The sequence below is a fragment of the Nocardia sp. NPDC057455 genome (genome assembly GCF_042802775.1).
In the GTDB taxonomy this organism is placed as follows: domain Bacteria; phylum Actinomycetota; class Actinomycetes; order Mycobacteriales; family Mycobacteriaceae; genus Nocardia.
Map to the genome: position 1 here is coordinate 75,663 of NZ_JBHVDM010000014.1, position 13,689 is coordinate 89,351.

13 protein-coding genes and 3 pseudogenes are annotated in these 13,689 nt (G+C 66.7%); 13 read left to right on the forward strand and 3 right to left on the reverse strand.

Annotated features, from left to right (window positions below; genetic code table 11):
* Positions 1–7: 7 nt before the first annotated feature.
* Both ACFU5M_RS08480 and ACFU5M_RS08485 read right to left on the reverse strand, forming a co-directional pair.
* Entirely contained in the window at positions 8–814 is an 807-nt protein-coding gene (locus ACFU5M_RS08480; RefSeq protein WP_379045905.1) for a helix-turn-helix domain-containing protein, read from the reverse strand.
* A complete protein-coding gene (locus ACFU5M_RS08485; protein ID WP_379045908.1) occupies positions 759–1,667 on the reverse strand; it encodes a multicopper oxidase domain-containing protein in 909 nt (302 codons plus the stop codon). The genes ACFU5M_RS08480 and ACFU5M_RS08485 overlap by 56 nt, the downstream gene beginning before the upstream one ends.
* 367 nt (positions 1,668–2,034) lie before the next feature.
* Here ACFU5M_RS08485 and ACFU5M_RS08490 point away from each other — a divergent pair, with 367 nt between their 5' ends.
* From ACFU5M_RS08490 to ACFU5M_RS08545, 12 genes and pseudogenes are all read left to right on the forward strand, one after another.
* The gene (locus tag ACFU5M_RS08490; protein WP_379045911.1) at positions 2,035–3,066 is read left to right on the forward strand and encodes an alpha/beta hydrolase; all 1,032 of its coding nucleotides are present in this window, start codon (positions 2,035–2,037) and stop codon (positions 3,064–3,066) included.
* A gap of 308 nt (positions 3,067–3,374) precedes the next feature.
* Positions 3,375–4,418 carry an alpha/beta fold hydrolase gene (locus tag ACFU5M_RS08495; protein ID WP_379045914.1) on the forward strand — a complete coding sequence of 348 codons (1,044 nt, stop codon included), beginning with the start codon at positions 3,375–3,377 and terminating at the stop codon, positions 4,416–4,418.
* 67 nt (positions 4,419–4,485) lie between these two features.
* Positions 4,486–4,788: pseudogene (locus ACFU5M_RS08500) on the forward strand (transposase); the annotation flags it as partial.
* 119 nt (positions 4,789–4,907) lie between these two features.
* A complete protein-coding gene (locus ACFU5M_RS08505; RefSeq protein WP_379045917.1) occupies positions 4,908–5,408 on the forward strand; it encodes a hypothetical protein in 501 nt (166 codons plus the stop codon).
* Between the two features lie 31 nt (positions 5,409–5,439).
* A complete protein-coding gene (locus ACFU5M_RS08510) occupies positions 5,440–5,718 on the forward strand; it encodes a hypothetical protein (RefSeq protein ID WP_379045920.1) in 279 nt (92 codons plus the stop codon).
* A gap of 6 nt (positions 5,719–5,724) precedes the next feature.
* Positions 5,725–6,333, forward strand: a complete 609-nt coding sequence (locus tag ACFU5M_RS08515) for a hypothetical protein (RefSeq protein ID WP_379045923.1) — start codon at positions 5,725–5,727, stop codon at positions 6,331–6,333.
* Positions 6,334–6,374: 41 nt separating this feature from the next.
* Positions 6,375–6,918 (forward strand): annotated as a pseudogene (locus tag ACFU5M_RS08520) (helix-turn-helix domain-containing protein); the annotation flags it as partial.
* Positions 6,919–7,129: 211 nt separating this feature from the next.
* Complete coding sequence (locus ACFU5M_RS08525) at positions 7,130–8,659, forward strand: nitric oxide reductase activation protein NorD (RefSeq protein ID WP_379045926.1); 1,530 nt, start codon at positions 7,130–7,132, stop codon at positions 8,657–8,659.
* A 23-nt stretch (positions 8,660–8,682) separates the two neighbouring features.
* Positions 8,683–9,480: a CbbQ/NirQ/NorQ/GpvN family protein gene (locus tag ACFU5M_RS08530; protein WP_379045929.1), complete on the forward strand. Its 798-nt coding sequence runs from the start codon at positions 8,683–8,685 to the stop codon at positions 9,478–9,480.
* 156 nt (positions 9,481–9,636) lie between these two features.
* On the forward strand, positions 9,637–10,371 hold the full coding sequence (locus ACFU5M_RS08535) for a hypothetical protein (protein WP_379045932.1): 735 nt from the start codon (positions 9,637–9,639) through the stop codon (positions 10,369–10,371).
* A 36-nt stretch (positions 10,372–10,407) separates the two neighbouring features.
* The gene (locus ACFU5M_RS08540; RefSeq protein ID WP_379045935.1) at positions 10,408–10,851 is read left to right on the forward strand and encodes a hypothetical protein; all 444 of its coding nucleotides are present in this window, start codon (positions 10,408–10,410) and stop codon (positions 10,849–10,851) included.
* A 180-nt stretch (positions 10,852–11,031) separates the two neighbouring features.
* Positions 11,032–11,637 carry a TetR/AcrR family transcriptional regulator gene (locus tag ACFU5M_RS08545; RefSeq protein ID WP_379045938.1) on the forward strand — a complete coding sequence of 202 codons (606 nt, stop codon included), beginning with the start codon at positions 11,032–11,034 and terminating at the stop codon, positions 11,635–11,637.
* Positions 11,638–11,722: 85 nt separating this feature from the next.
* Here the strand turns inward: ACFU5M_RS08545 and ACFU5M_RS08550 are convergent, their stop codons facing one another.
* A complete protein-coding gene (locus tag ACFU5M_RS08550) occupies positions 11,723–12,331 on the reverse strand; it encodes a TetR/AcrR family transcriptional regulator (protein WP_379045941.1) in 609 nt (202 codons plus the stop codon).
* 184 nt (positions 12,332–12,515) lie between these two features.
* Here ACFU5M_RS08550 and ACFU5M_RS08555 point away from each other — a divergent pair.
* A pseudogene (locus ACFU5M_RS08555) lies at positions 12,516–13,688 on the forward strand (spirocyclase AveC family protein).
* Position 13,689: the final 1 nt, after the last annotated feature.

Here is a 13,689-nt window from a genome sequence, read left to right on the forward strand (position 1 = left end):
GATTCGGCTATCGCGAATCGTTGTGCCAGGACAGGTTCCGGCTCAGCGCCGAGGGCGGCAGGCCGAAGGTCTCCCGGCAGGTGCGAGTCAGGTGGGCGCTGTCGGCGAACCCGGCGGCATGCGCGGCGGTGGTGAGGTCCGCGCCGCCGGCCACCGCGTCCCGCGCGATCATCAGCCGCAACCAGAGCACGTAGCGGCGCAGCGGCAGCCCGACCTGAGCGGTGAAAAGATGTGTCAGTCTGCTCGCCGAAATGCCGACGCGGGCGGCGAGATCGGCGGTGCGAATGGTCCCGGAGGCGACGACGACCGGCAGGCAGTGCAGCGCGGAGGCCACCGCCGGGTGGCGGACGGCGTGGGAGACGGCTGTGCTGTGCGGCGCCAAGATCGCCATCAGTTCGGTGACGGCCGCGGCCACCGGCGCATCCTGATCGGGCAGGGACAGCGCCGGTCCACCGGACCAGCCGGCGGTGTGGGCGCGGTGTGTGGCGGCACGACCGGCGGTGCTGTCCGGATCGAGGAACATCGCGATACCTGCGGGGGCGCCGCGCAGAACGCGATGCGATGCATCGGCGGGGATGATCATGTGGGTACCGGTGCACTCGGCGTGGTCGCCGGCAACGGTGATCGGGCCGGCCCCGACTATCACCTGGACGGCGTGGTGGGCGTGGGTGCCGGTCGGGCCGATCGATCCGCTGAAGGCGAGCACGCCGGGACGCAGCAGGACCTCGCCGCGCCAGGGCTGCGGGCCGGTGCGCTCGTCAATGGTGGCGTCGGGAGCCTGCGTCCCGCATGCCGCCGAACGGAGTGGTGACACCGTCGTAGCGTACGTGCAGCATCATCCCCTGATGTGCGTGCGGCAGGTTGTGGCAGTGAGTCATCCAGATGCCCGGATTCGATGCTCGAAACACGACTTCCCAGACTTCTCCGGGGCGAACATCGAAGGTGTCGACCCACAGCGGGCTGCCCGTCGCGGGCTGTCTGTCTCTCGACAGGATCAACACCGCATGGCCGTGCAGGTGCCAGGGGTGGGTTTCGCGGCTCCGGTTCACCACGGTGAGACCGACGATATCGCCCTCGGCGACGAGTTGATCCGGAATCGAGGGATGCCCGCGCCCGTTGACGGTGTGCGCATAGGTCGGCACTCCATCGACCATGGCGACTCCACGGTCGAGAACCAGGGTGAAGTGCCGGTCGGTGGCAGCGCCGCGCAACGGAACCGGCACCGGGGTCCCGTAGGTCAGCAGATCGAGTTCGGGCCATTTCTCGATACCGGCGATGACGGGCACGCGGTTGTGCCGATCGCTGGTGGGATGTAACCACAGAGGGTGGGCGCGGTCGGCGTCCAGCACCAGTGCCACAGCTGCGTCCGGCATGACGAATACGAGGTCGTAGCGCCCACCCGCGGGTGCGCGCAACCCGATACGGCTGATCTCGCCGGGCCGCGTCAGGTCGCGGCCGTCGACGGCGGCAACACGGAACGAGGTGCCCGCCAACGCGAAGCGATGCGGATCGGAACTGGCGTTGATCAGCCGCAATCGGACCGCGGTGCCCGGCGACGCGAGGTGTTCGTGCCCACCCGCGATCGTGGCGGCTCCATCCAGTGTGTGCACGGTCAGCGTGAGATCCAGCTGCCCGGGATCGGGTTGCACGCGAGGTTGCACGATCATCGGGCCGAAGAGTCCCCGGCGGACACCGACGAGAACGTTTTCGAAGCCTTGCGGGCGGACGCGAGCGGATTCCTGCGCAAAGATGCGCGAGCCGCCGAACTGCCGCACGCTATCCGGGTGATCGCCGACGGCGACGCCCTGCTGGTCGTCATCTCATACCAGACCGGGCTGACCAGCCCTAGCTGCGGCAGCCCGCGGCGGCGATCGAATTCGTCCGGCACAGCCGCCACGCGGCTCGGTCCTCGTCGACGTCCGCGCGGCTACGACCTCCCGCGCAGACGTTTGCGATCTGCGTACGCGGATCGACGTAGACAGTGCCGACCGCTGACGGACGCGGGACGTGCCCACCGGATCGAGAATCGATGGCGTGAGAGGCAAAGTTCCACTGCGAGTTCGCATTCTGTCCGCGCTTACCACCGAGCCGGACTGGGATTCGATCACCCCCGAACAGATCATCGAGGTACGTGAGGCTCAGGCCCACAAGCGCCGCTCGGCACTGGGCAGACTGGTCACCGGCAAGCCTGATCAGCGCGCACGCATCACCACGCACACACTCGATCTCCCACAACGACGCGTGGACGTGCGGGTCTACCGGCCCGAACGGGAAGACTCGGCGCTGCCTTTGATCATTGCGTTCCACGGCGGCGGATTCCTCGGCGGTGCACCGGATCAGGACGATTGGCTGCTCGGGCACTTGGCGGCGAACCTTCCGGCCGTGGTCACCTCCGTCGACTACCGGCTGGCCCCCGAACATCGGATCGGCGCATTCGTCGAAGACGCCCACGACGCCGCGGCCCAGCTGGCCGAATCAGCCCCGGCGTTCTGCGCGGACCCCGCCCGAATCGCCCTGCTGGGCGCCAGCGCGGGAGCCACGCTCGCGGCGCTCACTGCGATCCACGCCCGCGAACTCGGGCTGGCGGTACGGGCGCAGGTGCTGATAAATCCGCAACTCGATTGGACCGACCGTATATTCGACTATCACTCGTTCACCGAGAACGCGGACGCACCGAGCCCGACGCCGGCCTTCTGCCGTGCCATGCTGCGTTTCGCGATTCCCGAACCGTTCGATCGCACGACGATCACCCCCCTGCTGCGTGACGACCTCGCGGGGGCGGCCCCGGCGCTCATCCAAGCCGCGGGGCTGGACCCGCTGGCGGACCAGGCCACGGCCTACGCCGACCGCCTGCGGCAGGCGGACGTCGACGCGACGCTGACGCACTATCCGGAGGCGGTGCACGCCTTCCTTTCCATGCCCGGGCTGGTTCCCGCGGCCCGGCCGGCCCGCGCCGAGATCCTCGGTTACCTCCGTACCCACCTGCTGGCACGGCCCGGCGAGCAGCCGTGCCCGCCTCAGTCGCCGAACCCGTCGGCGATCTGGCGGGCTCACGGCGGTTCGTGAAAGGGCACCGTTCCCGTTCGGGCGAGCGGGCCGACATGCGTAGTCGCTCGTGCCCGCGAGTGCGGTGTGCCGACTCCGGCCGCCGGTTGAGGGCTATACGGCCGGTCGGCGAAGCGGCCATACCCGGCACCTACCTTTCGTTCACCCCATTACATGAGAGGCGTTCTATGCGAAATACGACAACCGGTCCAGGCATGCGGATCGCCGTACGACGCGCGATTTCGGCGCTGCTGGTCGCCGGATGCGCGGTACCGGTCGCAGGAGTGGCAGCGGCGGACCCGGTAGCTTCGAGCGGCCCCGGAACCATCGTGTCGTCCCGGTCGCTGGAGGCGACCGAACTCATTCCCGCGGCGGGCGAGGGGTATCGGCTCGTCTATCGAACCACCGGCCGCGACGGCGAGCCGGCGATCAGCGGCGGAAACGTCTACCTGCCCGCCGGGGCCGCACCGCCGGGCGGGTGGCGGGTGGTGTCCTGGGCGCACGGCACGAGCGGGATGGCACAGGGGTGTACACCCAATCTCCTCGGCGGGATCGCGGATACACACGACGAAACACCGCAGCTGACCGACCTGCTAGCCCAGGGGTACGCCGTGGTGGCCACCGACTACATCGGGCTCGGGGCGCCCGGGCGCTACGAGTATCTTTCCGGACGCGCGGAAGGACACGCGGTGCTCGATATCGTCCGCGCCGGCCGCCTCGTCGAGCCGGACCTATCGGTTTCCTATGCGCTGGCCGGACATTCGATCGGCGGGCATGCGGTGTTGCACGGGGCACAGTTGTCTTCGAGCTACGCACCGGAACTCGATCTGCGCGGCACCGCCGCATTCGCTCCGACGAGCAACTACGAGCAGTTGATCTCCGCGCTCTCCGGACCGGACCTGGCTGTGCCGTTCCCCGCGGGACTGCAGCTCAGGGTCTTGATGATCCTGGCCGGCCTCGACCACGCGCATCCGGAGCTGGGCGTCGCCGACCACCTGAGCGAACGAGGCAAACATGTGGTGGCCATCGCGGAGTCCGGGGAAGACTGCCTGAGGTCAGCGGAACAAGCCCTCACCGGTCGTCCCTTCAGTCAGCTGTTCGCCAAACCCCTGTCCGATCCGGCCCTGACCGCCGCACTCCGCGAGTACATGGCCGCGCCCACGACCGGCTACGACCGGCCGCTGCTGCTTCTGCAGGGCGGAGCCGACACTGTGCAACCGATCCCGACCACCGTCCTGCTCCAGCAACAACTCGAACAAAGCGGCACCGACATCCGCCTGCTTGTCTACCCTGCGGCCGACCACTTCACACTCTTGCCGCACGCCCGCCACGATACGGCCGCATTTCTCGCCCACATGCTGCCGAGCCGCTGACCCAGGGACTGTGGATTCAAGGGTTTCCGGCCTGATTCGCTGACCGGATGGTCAGCGGGGAGGTGCCGTGATGACGACAGTTGATGCCGTGGCGAAGAAGAAGGCCGAGGCCTCGGCCGAGCAGCTGGCAGCGGCGGAGTTGGTCCGGATGGCCAAACAGCAGAGCTTGTCCCTGACCGGACCGGAGGGGCTGCTGCAGCAGTTCACCAAGACCGTCCTCGAGACCGCGCTGAACGAGGAGATGACCGAGCATCTGGGATACGGACCCAACCAGGCGCCCGAGGGCCGGGAATCGGTGAATGTGCGTAATGGGACCAGGTCGAAGACGGTGTTGACCGAGACGACCGGGCCGGTGCCGATCGAGGTGCCCATTCCGTCAAATGACTGTCTTGGCCACCAAGGTAGCTGCATGCAGCGCATCCAGCCGGTGGAACCGCGGGCAATCTGCTCGGCGGGGTCCTGGCCGTGCGGGTCGTTGCGGCGCACCCGGTGAGCGGGCCGCTCTCGCGGCTGAATTTACCGGGGGCGGTGCTGGCGACCTGCGGTCTGGCCGCGATTGCGTATGGATTCGCCCGGGCCACGTCGCGGGGCTGGTCAGCGCCGGTGACACTGGCAGCGCTCGTCGCAGGGGTGGGACTATTGGTCGGATTCGTCGTGGTCCAGGCGCGGTGGGCGGTGGTGCCGTTGATTCCGTTGCGGCTGTTTCGAATTCGTTCGGTGGCTGTGGGTAACGTGGCGGTGCTTCTGGCGGGGGCGTGCCTGAATCCGATGTGGTTCTTCCTGACGTTGTCGATGCAGAACGTGCTCGGCTACAGCCCGATTCAGACCGGGCTGGCGTTCCTGCCCCATACGCTGATCACCATCGCGATCGGTACCCAGGTGACACCGACGCTGATGCGTCTGGTCGACGGGCGCGTGCTCGTCGCGGTTTGGGGCGCTGCCGGCCGCGGCCGGACTCTTCTGGCAGGCTCAGCTCGGTGCCGGCAGTGACTTTCTCACCGGCATCCTCGGTCCCGCCGTAGTGTTCAGCATCGGCGGCGGACTGCTCAACACCCCGATCACCACCGCCGTCACCGCGGGCGTGCCCGCCGCTGACACGGGCGCGGCGTCGGGGCTGATGAACACCACCGAACAAGTCGGAGCGGCCCTCGGGCTGGCCGCGCTGATCACCGCCACCGTCCCGTCCGGCTCAACGGCGGCGGGCGTGGCCGAGGGCCACAGCCGGGCCTTCTGCCTGATCGCCGCGGCTATGGTCGCAGTAGCGGCGGTGGCGCTCCCGGCTCACCGAAATCGGAAATGAGCGCCCATGGCCGGCGACCCGACCCGACTCGACCGCCGACGACCGGACGCCGGACCGATCCACGCGCCCGCGGCGGCGATGGCCGCCGGATTCATGGGTGCCTACACCGGCAGAGTACTGGCCACGCCGCTGCCTGTACTCGGAGGATGCCTCGCTGGATTGGCTGTCGGCGGCCTCGCCGGGGCGGCGATCGGCGGAATTCTGACCGGGGGAGTTGGGGCACCGCTGGATGCCACGATCGGAGGAATCGTCGGCTGCACGATCGGTGCCGTGGTCGCCTCAGTGGCCGGACTACTGTTGGGCGCCGCGGTGGGCGGCGGCGCTGGTGGCGCGCTGCGAGGCTCGGAAGCGCCCGCCGCGTCTCGGCGGCGCGGCGGGCACGCCACACAGCCCTGCGGTACTCGCAGCGAACCCGCTGCCTCCTCGGCGAACTCCGACAGGGCGCGGAGTATCGCGGTCGTGGCCGCGCTTCTTGGCGTTCTTGGTGTGGTGATCGCTGCGCTGGTGATCGCCGGCAGCAGCAGGCAGCCTCGCGACGAGCGTGCCTTCGCGTATGTGGTCCAAATATCTTCTGGTGTAGCCCACTTTCTGCATTTGACCGACTTAAGTCGTTGACTTTAGTCAGCAACTTGGTCTACAAACAACCCATGGAAGCGATGGCGCAGGGCCGCCAGGCGCGGCGGCGCGAGACGTGCGAGCGAGTTCTGGACGCGGCGGTGGCGGAGTTCCGCCGCGCGGGCACCGCGGAAGCCGAGATCAGTGCCATCGTCGAGGCCGCCGGTGTCGCCAGGCGGACCTTCTATTTCCACTTCCCAGCCAAGGAACACGTGCTGCTCGAACTGGAGCGACGCGAGGAATCCCGGATCGCGAAGCGGCTGAGCCGGTTTCAGGCCGAGTCGCACGACCTGGCCTCGTTCTTCGCCGAGGTGGTGGCGCTGATTCTGACCGCGGAGCGCCGGATAGGCCGCTTTTCTCTTCAAAGCGATTCTCACGCTGCATTTTTCGTTCAACCGCCCTCGCGAGGACGAGTGGACCTAGCATCCGGTGATCGTTCTGGTGGTCGAGGCGGACCCGTTCCAAACCGGTGTGTTCTTCCTGCTCGGGCTCTACGCGCTGCTCCCGACGACCTCGGAGTCGAAGCCGGTACGCGCCGCGATGCTCGACAACTGCGTAGCCACGGCGCTACGCGAAATCGAGCCGCGACGACCTCGTATCACGTCGCTGAGCAACATTTTTCGTCCGACAACAGATCAACCCGGAGGTTCACCCATGTGGCAGGACATCGTTCGACTCGTCATCGGCTGGGGTTCCATGCTCGCCGTGGTGGGATTCTGGTACTGGGTGATGCGCAACATCGGGACCTTCTGACCATGCTCCCGACCAGTGCGCCGGTACCGAGCGGGGCGCGGCCGTGAACACCGCGGCCGCCGCCGACGCGCAGGCGATCGAAACCAGCTGCGCGCTGACCGCGGTGGCGCTGTCCCGCGGCCGGCGCGGCGGGGCGCGGGTGATCAGCGGAGAACGGCGGGCGTTCGGACTGAACCCCGCCCGCACCATCGTGCACGTCCCGTATCCGCATGTCGTGAGCAGCTGGACGCGCCGGACTTTGACCTGCGGTATAGCTCTGCAGTGCGCCCCGTCCAAGGATCGTCTCGAGGGGTACGCGCTCCATGAGATGCCGGCCAGGGAACTGGCCTGTCTGGCGCTGGTCGAAGGCGGTGTCGCGCTCGGCTGGGTCGCCGAGCACATGCCTGGTCTGGTGACCGAAATCCGGGCCCAGGTGCCGGCGCTGGAGCCGCGCGATCCCAACACCGAGGCGGTCGACATGATCGCCGACGCAATCGCCATGGCGCGCGGCGGCTCCCGGGTCGCCGAACATCCGTTGCTCGGGGCGGTCACCCTGTCCCGTCCACCCCGGCACGCGCTCACCTCGATGGCACGGCGGATGTACGGCCGGATGCCGTGGACCTCGTCGCGAGTGGATGCCCACCGTGCTATGTCCATACCGGTCGGCGGTGAGGGCGGTGTGCGCAACCCCAACCTGCCGCCGCCGAGCCGTCCGGAGAACGAGGACATCGAGATCCGCCCGGACCAGCGGGTCGGAATTCCCTATCCGGAGTGGAACCTGTGGACCGAGAAGTACCTGCGTGACCACGTGGCGGTGCTGGAACGCAGGCACCCCACCCGGGCGTGCCCGCCCGGGCCGGTGGCCACCGATATCCGATGCTGGTTCGAGCAGCGCACCCACCGCGCAATGCGGAGCGGCCTCGAAGAGGGCAGCGACATCGACATCGACCGCTATACAAGGTATTTCGTCGATGCGGCTACCGGTGAGACTGCCGAACCCCGGATCTTCCGCGACTTGGTGCTCGATTCTCGCGATGTCACCACCGCGATACTGCTCGACGGCAGTTCCTCCCTCGGTGTGCACCAAGGGCAGGTCTTCCGGCTCGAACTCGCCTGCGCCGACGCGCTGTCCCGGGCGATGACACTGGCCCGAGAGCGGCACGGCATCTTCCTATTCACCGGCAATACGCGGCACCGGGTGGAAGTGCGCTGCCTCAAGGACTTCCAGGATCGGCGGTTCGTCGACCCCGGCAGCATCGGCCTCGCCACCGGCGGCTACACCCGCCTCGGCGGGCCGCTGCGGCACCTGACCAGTCGCCTGCTCGCACAGCCTTCGGAGCGGCGGCTGCTCATCATCGTCGGCGACGGGCTGATGAGCGACGAAGGGTACGAGGGCCGCTACGCCTGGGCCGATGTCGCTCGCGCGGTGCTCGAGGCGGAGGAGGCCGGAGTGTCGGTCTACTACCTCGGAGTCGGCCCGACCCGGGTCGACCCGTTGCCGACCGTCTTCGGCGACCGCCGATCCCGCCGCATCCGACGGGTGGAAGAGCTTCCCCGGGTGCTGGCCCACGTGCACCGCGAACTGGTCGCGTGAGCGACCCGAACCGAAGGGGTGCGATGAGCATCGACAACTACCAGGGCAACGGCCTGGACATCCAGCTGTTCGAATCCGCGTACCGGCAGCAGATGCCGGTCATGCTGACCGGCCCCACCGGTTGCGGCAAGACCCGCTTCGTCGAGCACATGGGCGTGAGACTGGACCGCCCGGTCGTCACCGTCAGCTGCCACGACGACCTGACCAGCTCCGACCTGGTCGGCCGATTCCTGGTCACCGGCGGCGATGTCGTCTGGAGCGACGGCCCCCTGACCCGCGCGGTCAAGGCGGGGGCTATCTGCTATCTCGACGAGGTCGTCGAGGCGCGGCACGATTCGCTGGCGATCCTGCACTCGCTGACCGACCACCGCCGCGCCCTGTACTTGGACCGAACCGACGAGGTCGTGCAGGCGCCGGTCGAGTTCATGCTCGTGTGCTCCTACAACCCGGCCTATCGCAGCTCGCTCAAGGACCTCAAACCCTCGTTTCGGCAACGCTTTGTCACCCTCGCCATGAACTATCTGGATCCCGAGCGTGAAGCGCGGGTGATCGCCGCCGGGACCGGCCTCGACCTCGCCGGCGCCGAACGGTTGGTGCGCTGCGCCGCGGCAATCCGCCGGGCCGACGAGGTCTTCCATTTCGAACCGCCCTCGACCCGAGTCCTCGTCACCGCCGCGCATCTGATCACCGCTGGGGTAGGCGAGCTCGAGGCAGCCGAGGCCTGCATCCTCGCGCCGCTGAGCAGCGATGGCGCCGTCAACGAGGGCCTGCGCGAGATCGCGGCGGCCCACCTGGCCGCGGCACCGGCCACTGCCACCTGACCCCACCCGCCGACAGAAAGTCACGCCCATGAACGAGCAGGATCGCAGACGCCGCCGCGCGCTCATCGCCGTCCAGATCTTCGCCTACGGATTCCTCCTGGCGATGTTCCTCATCCAGCTGCACATGTACTCGGTCCGGGACTGGTAGGAGCCACCGTGAACTTTCCGGCATTTCAGCTGCGCCGTGGCACCGGCGTCCCGGCGACATCGGGCGGGGGAGTGCCCGACAGCTACGACGACCACCTCGAACAGACCAAACGCGCTCAGCGCGAGGCGGACTGGTGGCTGACCATCGGAACCCTGATGATGGGCACGCTCGTGCTGGGCATCATCGGCCTTCCGGTGTTCCTGCGCGGTGTCTGGCTGCAGCGCAGAGCCCAGGAGGCCGGGCTGTCGGTGCGCCCGATCATCGTCACTCTGATCGGCTACCTCGTCATCCTCGACGCGGCGCTGAACAGCCTCGGGTGGGCGCTGGACCTGATCGCCAACCACACCCTGATCAACCGCGTCATCATCACCGCCTGGGGCAACTTCTTCGACGCCGGCTACTTCTGGCACTACAACGAACTCTGGATCGGCGGCGCGGGCGCACCCGGTGAGAAGGGCTGGGAAGTCGCGCTCATGCTGACCGTCTTCCCGATGCGGATCGCCGCGGCCGTCGCGTTCCTGCAGATGAAGCGGTGGGGCCACCAGTGGATGATCGTCACCTGCTGGTTCGGCATCGTCATCTGGATCGGCTACACGTTCAACATGACGATGTACGCCGACGTGCGCTACGACGGCGTCGTGCTGCCTGTCGTCGGCTGGTGGCTCTACGACATCTTCTACATCACGCCATTCCTGGCGATTCCCTACCTGCACACGGTCAACCGCGAGATCTTCTCCGACTGACCCTCCACTGCAACGCTTCTCGCTAGAGGAATCACCATGACCACACCCGCACCCACGACGAAGACCCCGAACGAGCCCGAACTGCCGCTCGGAACCACACCGCCCTACGCTCGCATGCACAAGTGGCTCAAACGTGGCATCTTCGTCTGCCTGTTCGCCCTCGTCATCGAAGGCGCGTTCACCGTTCCCGCGCTGGCCCTGTGGTACGGCTGGCCCACGCTGTCGTTCCAGGAGATCTGCGACGAACTCTACAAAGTCCGCTACTCCGACGACACCCTCGAGTGCGAGTACCCGTACCCGCTCGGCGGTGCACCCTTCGGCGGCCCTCCGGAAGCAGCCGGACAGCAGACCGCCGAGGATGCCTGGAGCATCCAGCCCAAGCCGGGCTGGGACCGCATCGGCTTCCGCGAACTCGTGCGTCGCCACGACGAACGGATCGCCCGGCAGGAAGCCGAGGCCGGCGAGGTAGCGCCACGCTGACGACGGCATGCTGCGCGGACTCGATGATGACAGTCAACGACTCGCAGCGCTCGGCCGGGTACCTGATACACGAAGGACGCTGTGCCGCAAGCCGATACGTATCTCAACAGGACATGGGAGAGATGGGCAAACTGCATCTCATTGACTCGAGTCATTGCTCCGTGCTACTACAGGCTGATCATGACGACGAAAGCCAAGCCCTCCGCGCGGGATCTGAAACGTCAGCAGACTCGCGAGCGTCTCCTCGCCGCGGCCATCGTGGAGTTCAAGCGCGCTGGAATGGTCGACGCCGACGTGGGCACGATCGTGGCCGCCGCGGGAGTAGCGCACGGCACCTTCTTCTTCCATTTCCCGACCAAGGAGCACGTGCTGCTCGAGTTGGAGAAGCGGGAGGAGGTCAGGATGGAGGCGGACTTCAGGGGCGGCCTCACCGACGACTCCGATCTCGAGCACGTGCTGAACCATGCGGTCGTGGTCGTCAAGTCGCTCGAGCGGCGGCTCGGCAAGCGGTTGTTCAAGGACTTCCTCGCCCTGCACTTCTCCACGTCACAGCCGCCCGAAAAGAACTGGGTCGAGCATCCGTTCATCGTGTCGGTGGTCGAGAAGATCGAGGCCGCCCGAGTGCGCGGGGAAACCAACGGACGGACGGACTCGATGATGCACGCCGTCTTCTTCCTGCTCGGGCTCTACGCGCTGCTGATCACCCTTCCGGCCGCGGCGCGATCCCGCGACCCCGTGGTGGAGCAGTACGTGGCGACAACCCTGCACGGCATGGTGGCGCCGTGAGACATCCGGTTCGGTAACGGAAGGTGTGAGATGTATCGGGTCATCCGAGACCGCAGTTCGTGCGCGTGCGGTATCCGAGGTGGGACTATCGTCCGGGCAGTTTGATTGCCGACATATACATTTCGAGAGTCGGTCTGTACAGGTCGACGTCGTCGAGTTGGGTTCCCAGCGCGACGGAGTCGGTGGTGGCGATGAGCACGCGCGCGAATGTCAACGGAGGCATCAGTAGGGTGGCGCCGCTTCGTTCTAGGCCCTCGACGATGAACCGCCCCAGCGCTTCGACGACCTCTGCTCGCTTGGCCGCTACCCGTTCCCGCGCCTCGGGGTTGCGCAACAGATACAAAGTGAATTCGTAGCCCAGAGCGGCGGGCGCGGCCCCTCGAACCTCACTGAGTTGGCGCCACCGCTGGGCAACTTGGTCGAGTTCATGCGCTCCCACCTCGGATGCCGCCGACAGCAGTTCGCTGAACGTATCGAAGTAGCGCTGCCAGTACCGGTCGCTCACCGCCAGGAAAAGTTCTTCCTTCGTGGAAAAGTGCTTGTAGATGGCACCTTTCGTGTAGCCGGCCGCCCGTGCGATGTCGTCGAGACTTGCCAGCGTGAAGCCTTTCTCGGCGAACACCTGTTCCGCGGCGTCGACGAGAAGCGAGCGGGTGTGCTCGAGGCGCCGCTCCCTCGTCCAAGGCTCAACCATACCTACGATCATGCCATGAATCTCAGAAACCCCTCCGATACTCAGATTCTGACTGGTATATTTTCGGACGTTGGGATACTGAAGGAGGGCGACCGATGACTGCCCCATCGATGACAGACATTTCCTGTGACGCCGACGAGCTTGTGGTGCGTTGGACAACGGTGATCCCGAAGGAGGCCGTGTGATGAGCGGCCCGGGGGAGAGGAAGAAGGCGGCCACCGTCACCGAGCCGCTCGGCGAAGCGGCCTCGCTGGGCGCCCAGGTTCAGTCACCGAGCAAGCCCGTCCGGATCTGGGCGATCGTCGGCGGTCTGATCCTGGCGTTCCAGGTGTACGTGTGGATCCGCTGGGTCTCCGGGCCATTCTTCGTGCGGGTGCCCACCGGACCCAGTGATCCGCCGACGTGGATGAAGACGATCCTCATCACCTGGACAGCCGTGATCTTGGTCGGCTGGCCGATCGGCATCTACTACTTCATCGTCAGGCCGTGGCGGCGTGAGCGGAGGATCACGACCGACGGCATGTTGCTGGTGGCCTGCGGCCTGCTGTTTTTCCAGGATCCGCTGCTGAACTACTTCAACACGTGGAGCACGTACAACACCTGGATGTTCAACCGGGGCTCGTGGGTCGCGCACATTCCGGGCTGGCGGTCGTAAGCGGAACCGGGCCAGATGATGGCCGAACCGCTGCTGATGAACGCCGCGGGTTACTCCTACGGAGTTCTGCTGTGCACGATCCTCGGATGTTGGATCATGCGCCGGGCCAAGGCGAAATGGCCGAATATCAACAACTACGGATTGATCGGTGTCCTGATCGTATGGACGTTCTTCTTCGATCTCGTCATCGAAGGCATGTTCTTGATGCCGATGGGGCTTTTCACCTACCCCGGCGCGATCCAGTCCCTGTCGATCAATGCCGGTACCTACTACCAATGGCCGATCTATGAAGGGCTCATGTGGGGAGGCGTCCAGGCGGGTCTGTGCGCTCTGCGCTATTTCACCGACGATCGTGGACGGACATTCGTAGAGCGGGGACTCGAACGCATCCAAGGCGGGTTCGTGAAGCAGCAAACTACGCGCTTCCTGGCGATCTTCGCGGCGTGCAGCCTCTTCTTCTTCGTGTGCTACAACCTTCCCGCGCAATGGTTCGCCATGAACGCCGATCCCTGGCCCGAGGACATCCAGAAGCGCTCGTACTTCGACATGGGTATCTGTGGTGAAGGCACAGGGCGGCTCTGCCCCGATCCTGCCCTGCCGATCCCCGGCAAGGACACCGGCTACATCGATCCGGACGGCCGGCTCGTGCTACCCGAGGGCGCGAACCTTCCGGAAGTCGTTCCATTCGAGCGAGGGAATTGAT

What these genes read in the sequence shown, in the direction of transcription:
- ACFU5M_RS08530 (WP_379045929.1), top strand. Translation starts at nt 8,683, where the DNA reads ATGAGCATCGACAACTACCAGGGCAACGGCCTGGACATCCAGCTGTTC.
- ACFU5M_RS08545 (WP_379045938.1), top strand. Translation starts at nt 11,032, where the DNA reads ATGACGACGAAAGCCAAGCCCTCCGCGCGGGATCTGAAACGTCAGCAG.
- ACFU5M_RS08540 (WP_379045935.1), top strand. Translation starts at nt 10,408, where the DNA reads ATGACCACACCCGCACCCACGACGAAGACCCCGAACGAGCCCGAACTG.
- ACFU5M_RS08515 (WP_379045923.1), top strand. Translation starts at nt 5,725, where the DNA reads ATGGCCGGCGACCCGACCCGACTCGACCGCCGACGACCGGACGCCGGA.
- ACFU5M_RS08485 (WP_379045908.1), bottom strand. Translation starts at nt 1,667, where the DNA reads ATGATCGTGCAACCTCGCGTGCAACCCGATCCCGGGCAGCTGGATCTC.
- ACFU5M_RS08550 (WP_379045941.1), bottom strand. Translation starts at nt 12,331, where the DNA reads ATGGTTGAGCCTTGGACGAGGGAGCGGCGCCTCGAGCACACCCGCTCG.